Below are 19,833 nucleotides of genomic sequence, written 5' to 3'. Positions count from 1 at the left end.
CAGGTTTTTGCATGGGGGAAACCCCGGTGTCAGGCTTTCAGCCGCGACCGATAGTCGTGGTCCTGCCAGTCGGCCCGGAAGGTCCACTGGTGGGCGGGCTGACGCGCAGCGAGGTCGTCCGAGATTTCCACCTCGTCAAAGCCGCAGCGCCGCGCCATCGCGTACTGATCGGCAAGGACATGGCCCTTGGCCCGCAGCCGCCCTTTATATCCCCGCGCGCGCAGGTGACGGGCCAGCGTGAAGCCGCGCCCGTCGGCGGAGGACGGGAAGGCGATCCGGATCAGATCTACACTTTGAAAGTCGGTCGGTAGATCGCCGGGCATCAGGTCCTGCGCCAGATCCAACGCCGCGCCTTTGTAGTCATCGGCGTGAAAGCCGTCATCGCGCACGATCACGCTCATGCTGCGGTCTCCTCTCGATCATCCTGCGGCACCGGGCCGCGCACGGCCTTTCCATTCACGAAATGAATACCGCATTCCTGTTTCTGCGTTCCGCGCCAGCGTCCTGCGCGGGGATCTTCACCTTCCCTGACCGGGCTCGTGCAGGGCGCGCAGCCGATCGAAGGATAACCCTTCGCGACCAGGGGATGACGCGGCAGGTTGTTGTTTGTCATATAGTCCTCAAGGTCCTCGCGCCCCCAATGGGCGAGCGGGTTGACCTTGATGCGCCGGTCTTCCTCATTCTCGAAGAAATCGAGCGCCGCGCGGGTGCCTGCCTGAAAGCGTTTGCGCCCGGTGATCCAGCCGTCAAAGCCCTGCAGGGCGCGTTCCAGCGGCACCACCTTGCGCAGCGCGCAGCAGGCATCGGTGCTGAACTGGTGCAGCGTGCCGTCCGGGTCCTCAAAATCGGTATCCCGCCGGTCCGCACGGATCGTGCGCACATCCGTGAGGTTCAGCTTGTCCGCCAATTCGCGCTGATAGGCGAGCGTTTCGGGGAAGAGCATCTGCGTGTCGATGAAGATCACCGGCGTACCGGGCGCAATGACCGAAACGAGGTGCAAAAGCACCACCGATTCCGCCCCGAAGGACGAGACCAGCGCCACATTGCCCAGTTCCGGATCGAAAAGCGCGCGTTCAAGGACCGCTGTCGCCGAATGATGGCGATAGCGGTCATTGAGCGTTGTCACGCGGCTCGCAATCGACGGGAAAGGTGCCTCAAGCGGCATCGCGGGCAGCCTCGGCCGGATAGAGCGCGGCCTTGAAGGGCTCCGCACCCAGACGGCGATAGGCCTCAAGGAAGGTCTCGGTCGCGTCTTCGCGAACCTCCAGATAGGCGCGTAGGAGGCGCTCGATAGCGGGTACGATCTCGTCATAGGCAAAACCGGGGCCCGCGCGTTCGCCGATCACCATATTTTCGGTGTGATCGCCGCCCAGCGTGATCTGGTAGCTCTCCACCCCCGCGCGGTCGAGGCCGAGAATGCCGATATGGCCGACATGGTGATGGCCGCAGGCGTTGATGCAGCCCGAGATCTTGATCTTGAGCGCGCCGATTTCCTCTTCCAGACCGATGGAATTGAAATGCGTCGCCAGTTCCTGAGCGACCGGGATCGAACGCGCTGTCGCCAGTGCGCAATAATCCATGCCGGGGCAGGCGATGATGTCGGAGACGAGGCCGATATTCGCCGTCGCCAGCCCTTCGATCTTCAGTGCCGCGTGAAGCGCGGGCAGGTCCGATTTGTGGACATGCGGCAGGATCACATTCTGTTCATGGCTGATGCGCAGCTCGCCATGGCCATACGTTTCGGCCAGATCGGCCAGAAGCCGCATCTGGGCCGAGGTCGCGTCGCCGGGGGTTGCGCCATGCGCCTTGAGGGACACGGTCACGATGGCATAGCCGGGGGCGCGGTGTTCGGTCAGGTTGGTGTCGGTCCAGGAGCGGAAGACAGGATCGCTGTTGCGCGCGGCTAGATAGGCGTCTTCCGGCGCGTTGCGGAAAGCGGGGGCGGCGAAGAAGGTTTCGATCTCGCGCAGCACATCCGCGCTGACGCCGCCAAATTCCTGCTTGGTGACCTTGAAACGTTCGTCAACGGCGTCACGGAACTTCTCCATGCCGTTCTCGAAGACGGTGATCTTGATCCGTGCCTTGTATTTGTTGTCGCGGCGGCCCATCAGGTTGTACACAGAAACGATGGCTTCGAGATAGGGCAGCAGGTCTTCCTTCTTCACGAAGGGCTTGATCACCTGGCCGACCATCGGCGTGCGGCCAAGACCGCCGCCGACCAGAACTTCGTAACCGGTCTGACCACCACTGCCGCGCACGATGCGCAGGCCAATGTCGTGCGATTTGGTCACGGCGCGGTCATTCGGTGAGCCGGTGACGCCAATCTTGAACTTGCGCGGCAGGGCCTGGAATTCCGGGTGATCTGTCGACCACTGGCGGATCAGTTCGGCCGTCGGACGCGGGTCTTCGATCTCATCCGCCGCAGCCCCGGCGAAATGATCGGCGGTGACGTTGCGGATCGTGTTGCCCGACGTCTGGATCGCGTGCATCTGCACGTCGCCAAGCGCGTCGAGCATGTCGGGCACGTCGGTCAGCTTCGGCCAGTTGTACTGGATGTTCTGCCGCGTGGTGAAATGGCCGTAACCTTTGTCCCAGCGGTCGGCAATCATCGCAAGCTGGCGCATCTGGTCGGCTGACAGTGTGCCATAGGGGATTGCTACCCGCAGCATGTAGGCATGCAGTTGCAGGTAGAGCCCGTTCATCAGGCGCAGGGGTTTGAATTCATCCTCGGTCAGCGAACCGTCGATGCGGCGCTCGACCTGCTTACGGAACTGGGCGTTCCGCTGCCGCACGAAGGCCTCGTCGAAGTCGTTGTACTTATACATGACCGGCCTCCTGCTTGCCGTGTGCATAGTTCGAAGGGCCGCGGGTGCGGAACGCTTCGCGGAAATGGATGGGTTCGGGGCCGGTGGCGCCGGGCTTCGCATCGGCGAGATAGGCGCCGACGATGATATTCTTCTGGCTTTCGGCCTTCAGAAGGCGCAACTGGGCATGCGCCTCATCCTCGATCAGCTCGGCCTCGGCATGATCGCGGCTCCAGCGGTCATCGGCCGTCAGATAGACGACATCGCCTTCGATCAGCGCATTCGCGGTGACGACTTTGGGTGTAAAGGCGCGGGCCATGGGTCGGGTCCTTTCGGGGCGGCGGGGCCGGTCGGGTGATTTCTTGTCTCAATATAGGAAATTTTCCCAATATGTTGCCAGATACCCTTGCGAATAAGGACGTATGTTCTGTATCAGCGGCGGAAAGGAACCGGTGTTTCGGATTCGGAGGAAAAAACGAATGTCAGTCCGGCTGGATGAGATGGACAGGAAAATCCTTGGGGAACTGCAGGAGGATGCCTCCCAGTCGCTCGACGAAATTGCCCGCAAGGTGGGTTCGTCCAAAACCCCCGTGTGGAACCGAATCCGCAAGATGAGGGAGGCCGGTGTGATCGGCCGCCAGACGGTGCTTCTGGATGCCGATTCACTGGGGCTGGAGGCCTGTTTCTTCGTCCTCATCCGCACCTCCGAGCATGAGGCGGACTGGCAGAAGAAGTTCCTGAAAACGCTGAGAAACCGCCCCGAAGTGCTGGAGGCGCACCGGCTGGCGGGCGATATCGACTATATCCTGAAAGTCCGGGTCCAGAATGCCCGCGCCTATGACACCTTCTACCAGGCGCTGATTTCCGAGGTGAAGATCTACAACGTCACAGCCCTTCTGAGCATGGAAGAGATCAAGTCGACGACACTGCTACCCTTGTGAACCCGCCGGGGGCGCTGCCCCCGGACCCCCGGAGTATTTCCGGACAGAAAGTGGAAAGGTCAGGCCCGCATAGTGAGCTGTAGCAGCCCGTGGAAGTGGTAGAGATTGGCGTAACGCGGCGGGGCCGTCAGTCGTAGGCCGGGCAGGCGGTCAAAGAGGATCGGCAGGGCGGTTTTGAGTTCCAGCCGCGCGAGCGGCGCGCCGACACAGAAATGAAGGCCAACGCCAAAGCTGAGATTGGGTTTGACCGGGCGGGAAGGGTTGAAGCGGTCGGGCCGGTCCCATTGGCGCGGATCGCGGTTGGCCGCGGCCAGAAGGCAGCCGACCTCGTCGCCGCGCCGGAAAGTGTGGCCGCCGATCTCGATATCCTCATAGGCGTGGCGGGTGAAAAGATGTAGCGGCGGGTCGAAGCGCAGGATTTCCTCCACCGTGGCGTCGATGGCATCCGGCGTCAGGGAGTCTGCCCCAAACCCGTTTTCGATCAAGGCCTTGACGCCGTTTCCGATGGTGTGGACGGTCGCCTCGTGACCGGCATTCAGCAGCAGAATGCAGGTGGTGATCAATTCGTCGGTCGAGAGCTTCTCTCCCTCCATCTCGGCGGCGATGAGATGGGTGATGAGGTCGTCGGCGGGTTTCGCCCGGCGCTCCTCGACATAGTTGCGCAGGAAGTCGACGAAAGCCTCGGTCGCGGCGACGGCGGCATCCTCCATCGCCCGGTCGCGGCGGGCCTGATACATGCCGACCATGGCGTTCGACCAGGCTAATAGGTCACCCGCGCGCGCCTCGGGCACGCCGAGCAGGCGGGCGATGATGATCACGGGCAGTTTCTGGGCGAAGTGGGGGAGCAGATCGAACTCGCCCGCCGGAAAGGCGTCGATCAGGTCGTGGGTCAGGGCCTCGATCTCCGGCGCAAGTGCCGCGATCCGGCGCGAGGTGAAGGCGCGCAGGACAAGCGAGCGCAGCCGCGTGTGGCGGGGCGGCTCCAGCTCCAGCATTGAATGCGCCTCGACCGCGTAGAAGGGTTTCAGATGATCGGGGGTGGGCGCGCGCTTTTCCTCGGGCACCTCGCGGCCAAAGCGCCGGTCGCGCAGGATGGCGCCGACAGTGGTGGCCGAGGTGGCGCAGATCAGATCGTAATCCTGCCAGTGAAACAGCGGCCCCGCCGCTCTGGCGCGGTCATAGAACGGGTAGGGATTCTGGACGAAGGCATTGTCGGTCGGCGACTGGCTGAGGCTTTGCATGGCGGGCTCCGGTCCTGATCCGGAGGAGCTAACCCGGGAGAGGGGGATGGTTCAAGCGCGGCGGCGGCCACGTCCCTGCGCGATCACTACGCCGAGCGCGACAAGGCCCGCGGCCCCGACCTGCGCCCAGTTCCAGCCCGCGCCGAAGGCCAGCGCGACGACCATCACGTAGAAGGGTGCGATGTTCATGTGCATCGTTGCGAGGCCAACGCCAAGACCCGCCACGCCGATGAGGAACAGCAACTGGGCGATGGCGAGGCTGCCGATGCCATAGATTGCCAGGTAAAGCCATTCCCGCATCCCGATAAGCTGCCAGGGCACGGACGGTCCGCCGCTGAGTTCGAGCCCGGCCTGGACGAGAAGGGCAATCAGCGCGCCGCCCGTGACCGTCAGGGCGGTGCGTCCGAGGGCAGAGAGGCCGGGCAGGGCCTTGACCGAGGCCCGCGCGCCCCAGGCAAAGACGACAACCGACAGAAGCGCTGCGAGCGCGCCAAGCCCCATGTCGATATGTCCCATCCGTGCACCATAGACCGCCACACCGCCACCGGTGCTGAGGATGATCCCCGCGATAAGCCGTACGGTCAGCCGCCTACCGTCGAGCAGGCATTCAAGCGCGATCGCCGCGACCGGCATCGTGGCAAGGATGACCGCCGTGGTGATACCGTCGGTGCGGCTTTGGGCGAAGATCAGGAGCAGCGCGCCGAGGCCGACACCGATGGCGCCGATGATCAACCCCCGTCCCCAATCGGCGCGCAGGAGCTCCCGCCCTCCATCGCTGAGCATCCAGAGCGGTAAAAGGAAGAGCGCAGCCATGGACAGACGCAGCACCCCGACAGTGAGCGGCGGCAGAAGACGCAACAGCTCATCGGCCAGCGGGAACCCCACCGCCCAGATCAGCATCGATCCGATACAGGCGGCATTGGCGACCAGCGGAGACTGGTGCGGCGCGGGAACAAGGCTTGCAGTTGTCACGCCGAAGGGCTCCGCCGATGTTGTTCGGCGTGAAGTCTCTCATGCGGTCGGCGGAACGCGCGCGCCGGGAAGCGACATCGGCGTCGGAAACGGTCAGGCGCGGTCGAGCGCCGCGATGATCCCGCCGAAATCCACGGCCTTCAGGCTCGCCCCGCCGACAAGTGCCCCATCGACATTCGAGACGGCAAAGATCTCGGCGGCGTTGGAGGGTTTGACGGAGCCGCCATAGAGAAGCCGCATCCCCTCGGCATCGTCGAAGCGTTTTGCCAGTTCCGCGCGCATGAAATCATGGACCTCGGCAATCTGGTCGAGCGTTGGCGTGCGGCCGGTGCCGATGGCCCAGACCGGTTCATAGGCGATGACGGTGTTGTCGGCTGTCGCCCCATCGGGCACCGAGCCCGCGAGTTGCGTGCCGATGACCTTGAGCGTATCGCCCGCATCGCGTTCGGCCTCAGTCTCGCCGACGCAGATCACCGCGACGAGGGCGCTGCCATAGGCCGCCCCGGCCTTGGCGCAGACGAGCGCATCACACTCGGCGTGATCGGCGCGGCGTTCGGAATGGCCAACAATGACGTGGCTCGCCCCCGCATCCTTGAGCATCCCGGCCGAGATGTCGCCGGTATGAGCGCCCGAGGCGTTCTGGTGGCAATCCTGTCCGCCGACCATGACGGGGCCGCGTTCCGTCGCAACCATCCGTGCCAGCAGCGTTGCGGGCGGGCAGATCAGCACTTCGCAGGCCGGGGCGGGATGCGCGGTGGCCAGAGCGGTGATTTCGGCAAGGCTGTCACCGGTCCCATTCATCTTCCAGTTTCCGGCGGCAAGCTTGCGGCGCATTGGCGAATTTCCTCCTGATGTATGCGCACCAAGGTCTAGCAATTGCGGGAAGGCGCGGAAAGGGGTTGCAGTTTACCCCGCGTCAATGCATGTGAGCAACCTGTGGTTGAGAGTCATTGATGATCCCGAGAATTGACGCAAAGTCCTTGTTTGAGCGCGACGCCGTCGCGGTCGATGCTGTTAGGCGCGCGGTATCTGACCCGGGTTTCCTTGTTGTTCACAACACTCCGTTTCCGCCTGCACAGATTACCGCTATGATTGCGGGCTACCGGGCATTCTTTGCGCTGCCCGCCGCGGAAAAGGCGCCATATGACATGGCACGGACCGGGTCGAACCGGGGCTGGGGCGCGCCAGGCTCCGAACAGGTCGACCCCGAGGCCAACCCCGATTACAAGCAGGTCTTCGACTGTGGGCTGGTGCTGGACCCCGCTGACCCGCTGGCTGCTTCGGGCCTTCGCTGCTATGCACCGAATCTGTGGCCGTCCACGCCCGCCGGTTTCGCATTGGCCCTGCAAAATTATTACCGCGAGGCCTGCGCCTTCTCTCTTTGTCTGCTGAATATCATTGCCGAGGCGATTGGTGAGGATGCGGACTATTTTGACGACAAGTTCACTCGCCCGATGGCGCTTCTGCGTGGCAATTACTACCCTGAGCGTCCCGCCTGGGCGACCGAGAAGGATTTCGGGATCGCGACTCATACCGACTATGGCTGCCTGACGCTTCTGGCGACCGATGGCTCGCCGGGGCTGGAGGTCCGGACGCGGGGCGGCGGCTGGATACCGGTCAGTGCGCCGCCGGGTGAATTCATCATCAATTTCGGCGAGATGCTGGAGATGTGGACGGCGGGCCGGGTCAAGGCGACACCGCACCGGGTCAGGGGCACGAAGGACGAGCGGATCTCGGTGCCGCTTTTCTTCAATCCCAATTACGATGCCAATGTTGCGCCAATCGGGTCGGGGCAGGTGATCCGGGCGGTCGATCACCTGCAAAAGCGGTACGACGAAACCTATATTCACCTTCAGTCGAGGCAGGTCGTTCCTGCGGGCTGAAAGCTGCGTTCAGAGTTCGATCAGCGCGGACCGGGCCAGATCGCAGGCATGATCGGCGTCATCAAGCGCCGCATCCGGCAGCCGCCAATAGGGCATGGCGGTGGTCTTCTTATCGTCGCGGGAATAGGTCCAGCGGGTCCAGCCCTCTGCCGTCATCTGGTCGGCGAAATTACCCGCACCCTTCAGCCAGATCGAGCCGTCTGAATGCAGGATCGCAAAGATCGTGCCGTCGCGATACAGGCACAGCCCGCCCATCATCTTGCGGGTTGTCAGGGGGCCGAGGCCTTCAAAAAGCTCCAGTGCAAAGGCGATATCGGCGTCCGAGACGCTCATGCGCTCGGCATGTCCTTGAACTTGATCGATTCTCCGCAGCCGCAGGCCTCGGAGACGTTGGGATTGTTGAACTTGAAGCCTGCTTCCAGAAGCGAGGTCTCATAGTCGATCTCGGTCCCGAAAAGGAACATCTGCGCCATCGGTGCGATCATCACCCGCGCGCCATCCTGTTCGACAACCTCGTCATGGGGCGCGGCCTCGGCGGCGAATTCCATCGTGTATTCCATGCCCGCACAGCCGCCCTTCTTGACGCCGAGCTTCAGCCCAAAGGCGCCGTCTTTCGCCATAAGCCGCGTGATCTGCGCCACCGCGCGCGGGGTGAGCGTCACCGGGGATTTGCCGGGAATGCCGAACATGGTCTGGTCTCCGTTTCCTGTCCCCAATCTAGGGTGCGGGCCGGGCAATCTCAAGCGGGGGCAGGGCGGTCATCATCCAGACGGTTGCATAGGAGAAGAGAAGCGCCCAGCCGAAAGAGGCAAGTGTGCCGATGATCACATATTCGCCGGCGCGTTGATCCTCTGACGTTGTCTCGAACCTGAGGACCGACTTCGCAGCGATCAGGAAGCCGATGCCGACGGGTTGGCCGACGAGGATAAGGAGGAAGATCAGCCCGCGTTCCAGAAGTCCGATCAGCTTGCCGCCATTGGTCAGCCCCTTCGGCACATCCTCGGCCCAGGGCTGCATCAGGAACCCGACGGCGAAGCCACCCGCGCGGGTGGCAAGGATCAGCCCCGCTGCAAGGGTCATGAGAGCGGGCAGGAAGGTCAGGTCGCTCCAGAGCCCTTCTGCGAACAGGGAGGGGACGAGGAAGGAAAGCACGCCGAGCGTCACAAGATGAGCTGTCTGGTCGGCGACAAAGCCCGTCAGACCGTCCGGTGCAAATGTGCCCTTGGCCCAATCGGTGGCGATATGGACAAGGGCGAGTACACCGATCTGCCAGGCATCAATGCGTCCTGTAGCGGCGGCTGCCATCGCCATAACGATCAGCCCGTGCAGCAGAAGGACTTGCGGGCGCAGCTTGTTCTCGGCGATCCATTTTGTTTGGAATACGAAATCGGCGAGGACATGGGCGAAAAGGAGCGCGGCGAAGGTTTCGATCATTCCGGGCGGCTCCAGGTCTCTCTCCAATCGTGTTCCAAAGCCGACAATGCGTCTTTAAGCGTTCTGGCGCCAGCACCTTTCAACCGATAGCTGACGGCCTGAGGGGTGATCGACAGACGGCGTGCGATCTCTGTTGCGGGGGGCGCGGAAGGATGCAGGAAATACGCGGTCGCTTCGGCCTGTTCCGGGGACCATCGCGCGATACGTTCGTCGATCAGCATGACGGACGCCTTTACTGCCCCCGCGAGACGAGGAGTCTCCGAAGCACTGTGGCCGGTTTCTCCGCCCATCATGAACAGGGTCTCATCCCGGCGCATGGCGTCGAGCCCGCGTCCTGAAGCCTCGAAGACCGGACCGGACGCATCACGCAGGTCCTCGGTGCCACGGCTTGTAATGGTGCCGATGCCAATAGAAATACGTGTGCCGAGCGCCTGGGGATCCGCGCGCAGCCCTGCGAGCAGCGTCACCGCCCAGCGCAATGCGAGGTCGGGTTCCGGCGCCAGCATCTGCCATCCGTCGCCGCGATGTCGGGTGAAGCGGACGTTTGCAGCTGTCCAGCCGTCCCAGCGGATGCCGGGGGGCAGCCCGCCAGAGAGCAGGTTCATCGTGTGCTCAACCCGCTTCTGTGATGCGCGGGTGGAGCCGATCAGGTCGCCGGTAAGGATCGCGAAGAGCGTGTCCGAAGTCATGATGGTTCATCCTTCGGATAAAGCCTATAAGCTTTACTTTAAATAATCAAGCCAAAATACTTGACTACATGAACCCAAGCTCGAGGCGGGCTTCGTCGGACATCATGTCCATGCCCCATTGCGGTTCGAAGGTCATCTGGACGTCGACTTGTTTGACGCCGTCCAGGGGTTCGACCGCATCGACAACCCAGCCGGGCATCTCGCCCGCGACGGGGCAGCCCGGGGCGGTCAGGGTCATGATGATGTTAACCTCGTTCTCGGGCGAGATATCGACCGTGTAGATCAGGCCGAGATCATAGATATTCACAGGAATTTCAGGATCATAGACAGTCCGGCACGCCTCCACCACGCTATCATAAAGCGGGTGGTCCGTGGTCGAGGGCTTGATCAGTGGCGTGCCCTCGATCGGGTCCTTGTGTTCGGCGGTCATGACAGTCTCGCTTGGTTCCTGAGCGAATATATAGGGAATTCCGCGCCAAGGTCCATAGCCGGGGACCGGGCCCCGCGGGGCGTCTGCACAGCGACGGCATAACGTATGGCAAGCGTATGGCACCCGTCCCGACACTGTCCCGCCCACGGGGGCAACCCGCCACGGGAGAACAGATGGTTCTGCCTCAAGTCCGATTTGCTTATGGGTTGCCATGATCATGGGTCGTTTCGAGCCGAAAGCTACCGCGCTTTCCGAAGGCGTATGTTGCGGTGCAGAACGCCATCTGATCTGCGGACGGCCGATTGCTGCCGTTCGTCCCGTATCCAGTTTGCTGCGGCGCGGCCGGCCATATGCGACATTCACCGAAGTTGCCGGATGCTGTTGCGGGTGAAAGCATGCAAAACGGACGAATCGGCCGTAGGACGATACGCCGTTCCGACCTAAACCGGTCATTCACTGGGACCCGAGTTTCTGCAGAACAGCATTGGCATTCCTGTCATTCCGGGTCGGCGCGAAATATCGGTTGAAGTCATCTTCTGTGCGTGAGAGCTGGCGCGCGCATGTTTGACCGTCGACCTCATTCGGCGGCTTGTCGCTGCATCCAGCGAAGCAGAGATTCCACGGCCCCGCGCCTCGGGTGCTCGGCCCGATAGACAAAGTAGAAGCCGTAGCCGGGCAGAACGATATCGCTGACCCGCAGAAGACGGCCATCGCGAAGTTCGCGTGCAACGAGCACATCGCTACACAGCCCAAAACCCTGCCCGGCTATGATCGCTTCGATCCCGTGGTGCTCTTCGTGGAATTTCAGTTGCGGTGGCCGGACGATACCAGTGATCCGGTGGCCTGCCGCCCGGGCCGCAGTTTCCCAGTGACGCCAAGTGGGAGCACCGGTGTCGGTCAGGGGCCAACCGACCTCGACACGCGGCAGGTCAAGGATCGCCTGCGGTTCGATCATCCCGGTTCGTCCCTGAAGCATCGACGGCGCCGCAACGACGTGGAAGGTATCGCGCAGCAGTTCCACCGCGTTTCCGTCATCCGGAGGCCGCCGCGCATAGCGGATCGCAACGTCAACTTCGCCGGTGCGAAGATTCAGCACGGTATCCGTTCCCACAAGGTCGAGCGTCGATCCCGGCGCTTCCGCACGCCAGCTTTCCAGGCGCGGCAGCAGCCAGCGCGCGGCGAAGGCGCTGGTTGTCGTCACCCGAAGATGGCCGATCCGGCTGCCAGGGGTAAGGCGGGCAAGCTCGTCCGAGATCGACAGGAAAGCGTCGCGGACAACGGGCAGAAGCTGTGCGCCCGCCGTGGTGAGCTGCAGGGGCCTTGGCTGGCGCTGAAAAAGGGGCTGGCCGCAATAGCGTTCCAACAGCCGAATCTGGTGGCTGACGGCCGTCGGTGTGACGGACAGTTCCTCCGCCGCCTTCCTGAAGCTCAGGAGGCGGGCCGCGGATTCAAAGGCCTGAAGCTCTCGTAGAGGTGGAAGGCGGTGCATGGGTCAAATTCTAGATGAACTGTATTCACCTTACACCGAATTCTTTGCTGTTGCCCCGCATCTCATCAAGCCCGACCATTCCGTCATTCGGGAAGGGGATCAACATGCTGGACCAACATTCGGCTTCGACCGCTGCAACCATGATCGAAAGGTTCGAACGGATCCGCCCTTTGCTGACAGCGCAATGCGGGCGCTTAGACGCGGATCGACGGCTGTCGGACGAGGTTTTTGGTGCCCTGAGCGACGCAGGCTTCTTCCGACTTCTGCTGCCAGCTCAACTTGGCGGATGCGGGCTGTCACCCCTCGATTTCATGACCGTGGTCGAACACGCCGCAGCACTTGACGGGACAATCGGCTGGCTCGTCGGAAACGGCGGAGGCATGTCGCGCGCCGGCGGGTATCTGCCGCCTGAAGCCGCGCAAGAGGTGTTCGGGAACCCATCGGCCTTCGTCGCCTCAAGCACCGGCGCGACCGGTGAAGCGGTGCCGGCGAAGTCTGGCTTCCGCATCACCGGTCGATGGCCCTATGCCAGCGGTGCGCCCCATGCCACGACCTTTGCCGCGGTCTGCGAGGTCGACGAAGGCAAGGGGCCCGGGAACGGGCGGGCCGTTCTGGCGTTCCTGCCGCGTGAGGCCCTAAAACTGATCGACAACTGGCATGTATCAGGGATGAGAGGCACCGGAAGCTGGGACTTTGAGGCAGACAGCGTGTTCCTGCCGGCCGAATTCGTTTGCGACTTGCCGCCAATTCCGACCCAGCCCGGCATCGTCTATCGCCTTCCGAGTATTTCCGCCTTTGTCTGGACGGTTGCCACCGTACCTCTGGGGATCGCACAGGGCGCAATCAATGCGCTCATCTCGGTCAGCAATGGCCACCGTCGACTGGGCATTACCGTTCCCATTGCAGAACGCGAACTGATTCAGGCCGAGATCGGACGCTGCCTTGCAAAGTGCAGATCGGCCGGCGCCTATATGCGGTCAGCCATGTCAGCCTTGTGCGCGTCCGTCGAAGGCGATGGCCCGGATCAGGTTGAGACCCGGATCAACTACCGGCTTGCCTGTTCTCACGCTGCCGAAGTCGCAGTAAGCGTGGTGCTGAAGGTGAACGATCTGATCGGGGCCCGGGCCCTTGCCGAGTCCCAGCCATTCGAAAGGCGCGAACGCGACGTTCGGGCAGCGGCCAAGCACATCGCCATGAGTGCCGAGCAGTTTGTGATCGGCGGCCGCTACGCTCTTGGCGGTGATATCAGCAGTGCAAGATTCTAACGGCCAGTGCGCGCGGATCCCGACGCAATCCCACCGCGTCGGCCCGCCCACCTTCGGCGGGGGGCCGCGATTAACTATTCCCACTGGCTGGCCCAGCCCACGAGGCTACCGGCGGTCAGAGCAGCAAACGCAAGGAGGGCTCGGGCCGGACCTGAGGCGGTGCAGCAGAGCGCCAATCGGATCTGCTCCCCAGATCGACGAGAACGGCCCGTTGCGGATCTTGGAAAGCCGGGCAGCGCCCGACCGCGGGTGGGCGCCGCAACGACGGTGTCAGGCACTTTATGGTGCCGCCACTTCGGACGTCTGTACCGCTTGAAACGGTGCAGGAGCGCCCGCCCAGGGGGCGGTCGGGCGCTGCCCGGCGGCGCGCCTTCAGCGCGCCTTGATTCCGGGCTTTGGTGAAATCGTTGAACGGCAGCAATGTCCGCGTTCCGGACGTATCTCTATTTCTTTTCGGACCTCTCTCGCACCGCCGGCCAGTCTTCCCAACCGTCGCGGGCTCGGCTAAGAGGCGCGGCCATGACAGAGCGTTTTTCATTCTCCCTTCACGCGACCGACGGCACGGCCCGGACCGGCACCATCTCTACCCCGCGGGGTGAGATCCGGACACCGGCCTTCATGCCGGTCGGCACGGCGGCCACGGTCAAGGCGATGCTGCCCGAAAGCGTTCGTGCGACCGGGGCCGATATTCTTCTCGGTAATACCTATCACCTGATGCTGCGCCCGACGGCCGAGCGCATTGCAAGGCTCGGCGGGTTGCACAAGTTCATGAATTGGGAGCGCCCGATCCTGACCGACAGCGGTGGGTTTCAGGTGATGAGCCTGGCGAGTCTTCGCAAGCTGACCGAGGAAGGGGTGCGGTTTTCGTCGCATATCGACGGGTCAAAGCACATGCTGAGCCCCGAACGCTCGATGGAGATCCAGAAGTTGCTGGGATCCGACATCGTCATGTGTTTCGACGAATGCCCCGCGCTTCCCGCGACGGAGGAGGCGGTGGCCGAAAGCATGCGGCTGTCGATGCGGTGGGCGCAGAGGTCGCGCGATGCGTTTGGCGACCGGCCGGGCCATGCGCTTTTCGGCATCATGCAGGGCGGTGTGACACGTGAGCTGCGTGAGGAAAGCGCCGAGAAACTCAAGGAAATTGGCTTTGACGGCTATGCCGTTGGCGGGCTGGCCGTGGGCGAGGGGCAGGAGGCGATGTTCTCCGTCTTAGACTACGCGCCGGGTTTTCTGCCCGAGGACAAACCGCGCTATCTGATGGGTGTCGGCAAGCCCGACGACATCGTCGGCGCGGTGGAACGCGGCATCGACATGATGGATTGCGTATTGCCCTCGCGGTCGGGCCGCACGGGGCAGGCCTGGACCCGGCGCGGGCAGGTCAATATCAAGAACGCCCGCCATCAGGACGATCCGCGCCCATTGGACGAAGATTGCACCTGCCCGGCCTGCCGCAGCTATTCCCGCGCCTATCTGCACCATGTCTTCCGGGCGGGTGAGATGATTTCCGGGATGCTGCTGACCTGGCACAACCTGCATTACTACCAGCAACTGATGCAGGGGCTGCGCGATGCGATTGCCGATGGCAGGCTTCAGGATTTCGTTCAGCAGTTTCACGCGCTTCGTGCCGAAGGCGATATCGAACCGCTCTAGGCCCGTCCTCAGCCGTGGGTGAGGTAGATCGACATCTGCTTCAGCGTCTCGTGGACCGAGGGGGCCAGGCGTTCTACGTTTTGCGTCAGATCGTGCAAGCTCGTCAGATCCTTGGACAGAGTAGCAAGCTCCGCATCTGTTGGTTCGCGGTCACTGCGGGCGAAACCGCCCATGGACCGTGAGCCGTTGCGCACGATGGCAACAACGGCGCCGTAATGCAGCCCGTGCTCTGCCGCCCGCTTCAGCACACCTGCATCGTCCTGGCCGGCGAGATCGCTCCAGCGGATCGTGCCGGTGTTGGAAAAGCCCCATCGCACCACCGGATCAAGCAGAACAAGGCCAAGCCTGGAATAGGTGTCGAGCCAGTTTTTTTCGTAGGATTGGAACATGTAACGCGGCGTCGTGAAGGTTACATGCAACCCTACCGCGAAGCCTGCCGGCCATGCAGCATGCACCTTCTCGATAAGCTCGCTGATCTTTTCCTGGCTTGGCATCACGCGTTCATGATTGGTGTGGCTTTTCTCACCAAGGTTTCCATGGCATACCCACGCCACGGACACAACTATTACGCGCACGGGCGCATCGCGCGTTTTACCAGATTATTGGCAGGAAGATCACACGATGTCGAAGGCACAGCAAGGAGGCGAGTTTTCCTTTCTTGCTCCTGCTGGCTATTACATCGCGCTCCGCGTCGGGTTCGCCTTTCCGATCGCCGAACACAACGCTTTGCCGAAAGGCTGGATCGAGCGCTACACGCAACAGGGTTTCATGCCCTATGACCCGGTCATGCGCTGGCTTTACGAGAATTCCGGCACGATCCGCTGGAGCGAGATCGACCTGCCGGATCCGCGTCGCGTGATGGCTCAGGCGCGTCGTCACGGATTGACATACGGTGTCGCGATATCCTGTGCGCCGACCGGGCCGGAGGGGCAGCGCAGTTTCGGGTCCTTCGCGCGGTCCGACCGTGAATTCGAGAGCGATGAAATCGCGGTATTGCAGGCAAAGTTGCGGCGCTTGCATGAGGCTACAGCGCCACCGACGAATCTGACGCGGGCGGAACTGGAGGCTTTGTCGATGGTGCGTGACGGTCTGCTGCTGAAGGAGATTGCGGTGCGGCTGTCGGTGACCGAGGGCGCGATCAAGCAGCGCCTGAAGAACGCCAAGGCCAAGCTGGGCGCGAAAACCTCAAGCCAGGCGGTCTCGGCCGCCGTGGGCTATGGCCTGATCTGAATCGTCCCCAGTCCGATTTCAGCCTGCGGTGGAGGTTGATGTCGTGGGTGCCGCTGCGTCATATACACTTTATAGGCGTTTTTTGTTTTCGAAGTTCGCCATTCAGGATTTATCAACCATGTTCCATGATGCTCTAATTGCCCTGCCAAATAGGAGGGGCAAACTATGGAAAACATCACTTTCACCCTGTCGGACCTGCACATCCACGGCACCGCGTTCTTCGACTATCTGAAGCTTCGCAAGCAGTTTTTCGTGGACACGCTGCGCTGGGACATTCCTCACAACGATCTGTTCGAGATGGACCAGTACGACAACCCGCTTGCCCATTACTCGCTCGTCCTGCGGGAGGGTGTCGTGCTTGGCGGTATGCGGGCAATGTCGACGACCTCGCATTGGGGGGAGCACACCTATCTCGTGCGGGATGCGGTGGCGGGGAAGCTGCCCAATATCCCGAAGCAGATCTACGGGTCCGAAGTGGACAACCCGGAGGTTTGGGAGTGCACGCGACTGGTGATCTCGGAAGAGCTGACACAGCAGCATGACCGTGTGCGCTGTCTTTCCCTTATTCTCGACGGGATGGCGGAAACCGCGCGCCAGCATGGTGCGTCGGAACTGATGTCGTTGACCCGGGCATCGCTGGTTCGGTCGCTGCGGCAGCTTGGATGGCAATGCGACCGGGTCGGTGAAGCCTACAGAAGCCCCGATGACGGACACCGCTATGCGGTTCTCAGCATGCCGACGAGTAAAGTGACGGAGGCGGAGTTCGTTCACTGACGGGTTTGATGAAGAACGAACCCGGCAATTGCCGGGTTCGCTGTGACCTTGAGATCCGATGAGGCGGTCGGTGAGGGCGACTGTGAATGGCCCGGAAACGCCGTTGTCGATCGACATCGTATCCGGATCGGGCGGCGCGATGTTGCAATAACGCAAGGGGCCGCCGTTTGTTTCCGGGTCAAATGTCAGCGTCGTGGCAGCCTTGCATTGCGCGTCGCGTGGCCTATTACTGTCCGCGCCCGAAAGGCGGCGGAAAATACCGGTCTGATCGCAATTGCGATTGCCTGACTGACTTGTTCCCGTCAGTGTGACGCAACATTGTGAGACTTGCCGGGTGAAGGGCATGGTTGAACCCATATGCGCCTCTGACTAGATATAGCGCGGAACGGAGAGGGCCGGGTGCCGCCGAAGACCGGGGCCGGTGTCCTCTTGCGAAGAACAGGAAGTGTTAATGACTGATCAATTGGCCCCCAGCTATCCGGTGTTGCCGCTGCGCGATATCGTGGTTTTCCCGCATATGATCGTGCCGCTGTTTGTCGGACGCGAAAAATCGGTGCGGGCGCTGGAAGAGGTGATGCGCGAGGACAAGCAGATCCTTCTGTCGTCGCAGATCGACCCGACGCAGGACGATCCGACCGAAGACGGCATCTACAAGGCCGGTGTGCTGGCCAACGTGCTGCAGCTTCTGAAGCTGCCCGATGGCACCGTGAAGGTGCTGGTCGAGGGCAAGAGCCGGGTGCGTATCACCGAGTTTCTGTCGAACGACGCCTATTTCGAGGCCACGGCCGTTCCGCTGGCCGAACTGCCGGGCGACAAGGACACCGTGGATGCGCTGTTGCGTTCGGTGGCCGAGGAGTTCGAGCGTTACGCGAAGATCAAGAAGAACGTGCCGGAAGAGGCGCTTCAGGCGGTTGCCGAGGCGCGCGAACCGGCGCGGCTGGCTGATCTCGTCTCAGGTCATCTCGGCATCGAGGTGGACCAGAAGCAGGAGCTTCTGGAAACGCTCGACGTGGCGGAACGGCTGGAGAAGGTTTACGGCCTGATGCAGGGCGAAATGTCCGTCCTGCAGGTCGAGAAGAAGATCAAGTCCCGCGTCAAGACGCAGATGGAGCGGACCCAGCGCGAGTATTACCTGAATGAGCAGATGAAAGCCATTCAGCGTGAGCTGGGCGATGGCGAGGAAGGCCAGAACGAAATCAACGAACTGGTCGAGAAGATCAAGAATACCAAGTTCTCGAAGGAGGCCCGTGACAAGGCCGAGGCGGAGCTGAAGAAGCTGAAGTCGATGTCGCCGATGTCGGCTGAGGCCACGGTCGTCCGCAACTACCTCGACTGGCTGCTGAGTCTGCCATGGGGCGTGAAGTCCCGCGTCAAGAAGGACCTGCGCAAAGCGCAGGAGGTGCTGGACGCCGATCACTATGGGCTTGAGAAGGTCAAGGAACGCATCGTCGAGTATCTCGCGGTGCAGCAGCGTTCGGTGAAGATGAAGGGCCCGATCCTCTGCCTCGTCGGCCCTCCGGGCGTCGGCAAGACTTCGCTCGGCAAGTCTGTGGCCAAAGCGACGGGGCGCGAGTTCATCCGCATTTCGCTTGGCGGCGTGCGCGATGAAAGCGAAATCCGCGGCCACCGCCGGACCTATATCGGCTCCATGCCCGGCAAGATCATTCAGGCGCTGAAGAAGGCCAAGACCACGAACCCGCTGATCCTGCTCGATGAGATCGACAAGATGGGGCAGGACTTCCGAGGCGACCCGGCCTCGGCGATGCTGGAAGTGCTTGATCCGGAACAGAACAACACGTTCATGGATCATTATCTGGAGGTCGAATACGACCTGTCGAACGTGATGTTCCTGACCACCGCGAACTCCTACAACATGCCCGGCCCGCTTCTGGACCGGATGGAGATCATTTCGCTTGCCGGTTACACCGAGGACGAAAAGCGCGAGATCGCCAAGCAGCACCTCATTCCGAAGCAGATCAAGAACCATGGGCTGCGCAAGAAGGAATTCACGCTCGGCGATGACGCGCTGCAGGAGATGATCCGCACCTATACCCGCGAGGCGGGGGTGCGGAACCTTGAGCGCGAAATTTCCAAGCTGGCCCGGAAGGCGCTGACCAAGATCGTCCGGAAGGATGTCGAGACCGTCGCGGTCACCGAAGCGAACCTTGAGGATTTCCTTGGGGTGAAGAAGTTCCGCTATGGGTTGGCCGAGAAGGAAGATCAGATCGGTGTCGTGACCGGTCTTGCCTGGACGTCGGTCGGCGGTGATCTTCTGTCCATCGAGGCGCTGAAACTGCCCGGCAAGGGTCGGATGAAGACAACCGGTAAGCTTGGCGACGTGATGAAGGAATCGATCGAGGCGGCCTCCAGCTTCGTTCGGGCGATCAGCCCCGAGATCGGCGTGAAACCCACCGTTTTCGAGACGATCGACATTCACGTCCACGTGCCCGAAGGCGCGACGCCCAAGGACGGTCCGTCCGCCGGTGTCGGCATGGTGACGTCCATCGTGTCGGTCCTGACCCAGATCCCGGTCCACAAGGACATCGCGATGACGGGTGAGGTGACGCTCAGGGGCAATGTGCTGGCCATTGGCGGGCTGAAGGAGAAGCTTCTTGCCGCGCTTCGTGGCGGGGTGAAGACCGTGCTGATCCCGGAGGAAAACGCCAAGGATCTGCCGGAGATTCCGGACAACGTGAAAGAGGGGCTGAAGATCATCCCCGTATCCCACGTCCGCGAAGTTCTGAAACACGCGCTGGTGCGCACGCCGGAACCGATCGTCTGGGATGCCGAGGCCGAGGAAGCCGCGGCGAAGGCAGCACTTGCCGAGCAGAAAGGCAGCACGGGCGCGACCGCGCACTGACCGGGTGACCAGGATCATGATTGAGGGGCGCGTCTTTCCGGGCGCGCCCTTTTCGTTGCGGTTACGACCTTTTCCCGAGTCGACCAGAATGGACATGGCGCGGCCCCCGGAAGGCCGCTATTGTCACTGAAATTTCAGGAAAGACACAGCACGTCATGGCCACAAAAGAGA

General features: G+C 62.2%; 21 protein-coding genes. 7 read left to right on the top strand and 14 right to left on the bottom strand.

The window, feature by feature from the left end; translation table 11 throughout:
- Nucleotides 1–29 precede the first annotated feature (29 nt).
- The 4 genes from QKW60_RS00875 to QKW60_RS00860 are packed head-to-tail and all read right to left on the bottom strand — an operon-like array spanning nucleotide 30 to nucleotide 3,123.
- Complete coding sequence (locus QKW60_RS00875; protein WP_282365728.1) at nucleotides 30–401, bottom strand: DUF934 domain-containing protein; 372 nt, start codon at nucleotides 399–401, stop codon at nucleotides 30–32.
- Nucleotides 398–1,165 carry a phosphoadenylyl-sulfate reductase gene (locus tag QKW60_RS00870; RefSeq protein ID WP_282365727.1) on the bottom strand — a complete coding sequence of 256 codons (768 nt, stop codon included), beginning with the start codon at nucleotides 1,163–1,165 and terminating at the stop codon, nucleotides 398–400. The genes QKW60_RS00875 and QKW60_RS00870 overlap by 4 nt, the downstream gene beginning before the upstream one ends.
- On the bottom strand, nucleotides 1,155–2,825 hold the full coding sequence (locus tag QKW60_RS00865; protein ID WP_282365726.1) for a nitrite/sulfite reductase: 1,671 nt from the start codon (nucleotides 2,823–2,825) through the stop codon (nucleotides 1,155–1,157). Before QKW60_RS00865 ends, QKW60_RS00870 begins: the two co-directional genes overlap by 11 nt.
- Nucleotides 2,818–3,123, bottom strand: coding sequence for a DUF2849 domain-containing protein (locus QKW60_RS00860; RefSeq protein WP_282365724.1), 306 nt, complete (start codon nucleotides 3,121–3,123; stop codon nucleotides 2,818–2,820). Before QKW60_RS00860 ends, QKW60_RS00865 begins: the two co-directional genes overlap by 8 nt.
- Nucleotides 3,124–3,283: 160 nt before the next feature.
- Between QKW60_RS00860 and QKW60_RS00855 the strand changes: the two genes are divergently transcribed.
- Nucleotides 3,284–3,745 carry an Lrp/AsnC family transcriptional regulator gene (locus tag QKW60_RS00855; RefSeq protein ID WP_282365722.1) on the top strand — a complete coding sequence of 154 codons (462 nt, stop codon included), beginning with the start codon at nucleotides 3,284–3,286 and terminating at the stop codon, nucleotides 3,743–3,745.
- A gap of 59 nt (nucleotides 3,746–3,804) precedes the next feature.
- On the opposite strand, the gene QKW60_RS00850 is transcribed toward QKW60_RS00855, so the two are convergent.
- The 3 genes from QKW60_RS00850 to tpiA form a co-directional block, all read right to left on the bottom strand.
- A complete protein-coding gene (locus tag QKW60_RS00850; RefSeq protein ID WP_282365721.1) occupies nucleotides 3,805–4,986 on the bottom strand; it encodes a cytochrome P450 in 1,182 nt (393 codons plus the stop codon).
- Nucleotides 4,987–5,037: 51 nt separating this feature from the next.
- Complete coding sequence (locus tag QKW60_RS00845; RefSeq protein ID WP_282365719.1) at nucleotides 5,038–5,958, bottom strand: DMT family transporter; 921 nt, start codon at nucleotides 5,956–5,958, stop codon at nucleotides 5,038–5,040.
- 93 nt (nucleotides 5,959–6,051) lie between these two features.
- On the bottom strand, nucleotides 6,052–6,792 hold the full coding sequence (gene tpiA, locus QKW60_RS00840) for a triose-phosphate isomerase (RefSeq protein WP_282365717.1): 741 nt from the start codon (nucleotides 6,790–6,792) through the stop codon (nucleotides 6,052–6,054).
- A 119-nt stretch (nucleotides 6,793–6,911) separates the two neighbouring features.
- Between tpiA and QKW60_RS00835 the strand changes: the two genes are divergently transcribed.
- Complete coding sequence (locus QKW60_RS00835) at nucleotides 6,912–7,841, top strand: isopenicillin N synthase family dioxygenase (RefSeq protein ID WP_282365715.1); 930 nt, start codon at nucleotides 6,912–6,914, stop codon at nucleotides 7,839–7,841.
- Nucleotides 7,842–7,850: 9 nt separating this feature from the next.
- Here the strand turns inward: QKW60_RS00835 and QKW60_RS00830 are convergent, their stop codons facing one another.
- From QKW60_RS00830 to QKW60_RS00805, 6 genes are all read right to left on the bottom strand, one after another.
- Nucleotides 7,851–8,174 (bottom strand): TfoX/Sxy family protein, encoded by a 324-nt coding sequence (locus QKW60_RS00830; protein WP_282365713.1) that lies wholly within the window; start codon nucleotides 8,172–8,174, stop codon nucleotides 7,851–7,853.
- Nucleotides 8,171–8,530 carry a HesB/IscA family protein gene (locus tag QKW60_RS00825; RefSeq protein ID WP_282365712.1) on the bottom strand — a complete coding sequence of 120 codons (360 nt, stop codon included), beginning with the start codon at nucleotides 8,528–8,530 and terminating at the stop codon, nucleotides 8,171–8,173. Before QKW60_RS00825 ends, QKW60_RS00830 begins: the two co-directional genes overlap by 4 nt.
- Nucleotides 8,531–8,558: 28 nt before the next feature.
- Entirely contained in the window at nucleotides 8,559–9,275 is a 717-nt protein-coding gene (locus tag QKW60_RS00820) for a DUF3307 domain-containing protein (RefSeq protein ID WP_282365711.1), read from the bottom strand.
- Nucleotides 9,272–9,964 carry a hypothetical protein gene (locus tag QKW60_RS00815; protein ID WP_282365710.1) on the bottom strand — a complete coding sequence of 231 codons (693 nt, stop codon included), beginning with the start codon at nucleotides 9,962–9,964 and terminating at the stop codon, nucleotides 9,272–9,274. The genes QKW60_RS00820 and QKW60_RS00815 overlap by 4 nt, the downstream gene beginning before the upstream one ends.
- A gap of 64 nt (nucleotides 9,965–10,028) precedes the next feature.
- Nucleotides 10,029–10,394, bottom strand: a complete 366-nt coding sequence (locus QKW60_RS00810) for an SUF system Fe-S cluster assembly protein (RefSeq protein ID WP_282365709.1) — start codon at nucleotides 10,392–10,394, stop codon at nucleotides 10,029–10,031.
- A 577-nt stretch (nucleotides 10,395–10,971) separates the two neighbouring features.
- A complete protein-coding gene (locus QKW60_RS00805; RefSeq protein WP_282365708.1) occupies nucleotides 10,972–11,883 on the bottom strand; it encodes a LysR substrate-binding domain-containing protein in 912 nt (303 codons plus the stop codon).
- 104 nt (nucleotides 11,884–11,987) lie between these two features.
- Here QKW60_RS00805 and QKW60_RS00800 point away from each other — a divergent pair, with 104 nt between their 5' ends.
- Both QKW60_RS00800 and tgt read left to right on the top strand, forming a co-directional pair.
- Nucleotides 11,988–13,148 carry an acyl-CoA dehydrogenase family protein gene (locus QKW60_RS00800; RefSeq protein WP_282365707.1) on the top strand — a complete coding sequence of 387 codons (1,161 nt, stop codon included), beginning with the start codon at nucleotides 11,988–11,990 and terminating at the stop codon, nucleotides 13,146–13,148.
- Nucleotides 13,149–13,667: 519 nt separating this feature from the next.
- Complete coding sequence (gene tgt, locus QKW60_RS00795) at nucleotides 13,668–14,798, top strand: tRNA guanosine(34) transglycosylase Tgt (protein WP_282365706.1); 1,131 nt, start codon at nucleotides 13,668–13,670, stop codon at nucleotides 14,796–14,798.
- A gap of 8 nt (nucleotides 14,799–14,806) precedes the next feature.
- On the opposite strand, the gene QKW60_RS00790 is transcribed toward tgt, so the two are convergent.
- Nucleotides 14,807–15,292, bottom strand: a complete 486-nt coding sequence (locus QKW60_RS00790) for an autoinducer binding domain-containing protein (RefSeq protein WP_282365705.1) — start codon at nucleotides 15,290–15,292, stop codon at nucleotides 14,807–14,809.
- A gap of 127 nt (nucleotides 15,293–15,419) precedes the next feature.
- Here QKW60_RS00790 and QKW60_RS00785 point away from each other — a divergent pair, with 127 nt between their 5' ends.
- The 3 genes from QKW60_RS00785 (at nucleotide 15,420) to lon (ending at nucleotide 19,662) form a co-directional block, all read left to right on the top strand.
- Entirely contained in the window at nucleotides 15,420–16,028 is a 609-nt protein-coding gene (locus QKW60_RS00785) for a helix-turn-helix transcriptional regulator (RefSeq protein ID WP_282365704.1), read from the top strand.
- A 165-nt stretch (nucleotides 16,029–16,193) separates the two neighbouring features.
- Nucleotides 16,194–16,802: an acyl-homoserine-lactone synthase gene (locus tag QKW60_RS00780; RefSeq protein ID WP_282365703.1), complete on the top strand. Its 609-nt coding sequence runs from the start codon at nucleotides 16,194–16,196 to the stop codon at nucleotides 16,800–16,802.
- Between the two features lie 451 nt (nucleotides 16,803–17,253).
- A complete protein-coding gene (lon, locus tag QKW60_RS00775) occupies nucleotides 17,254–19,662 on the top strand; it encodes an endopeptidase La (protein ID WP_282365702.1) in 2,409 nt (802 codons plus the stop codon).
- Nucleotides 19,663–19,833 lie beyond the last annotated feature (171 nt).

It is taken from the genome of Albidovulum aestuarii (genome assembly GCF_029961185.1).
In the GTDB taxonomy this organism is placed as follows: Bacteria; Pseudomonadota; Alphaproteobacteria; order Rhodobacterales; family Rhodobacteraceae; genus Albidovulum; species Albidovulum aestuarii.
The sequence above is the reverse complement of the archived record's forward strand: the minus strand, read 5'-3'. Positions and strand labels throughout refer to the sequence as shown.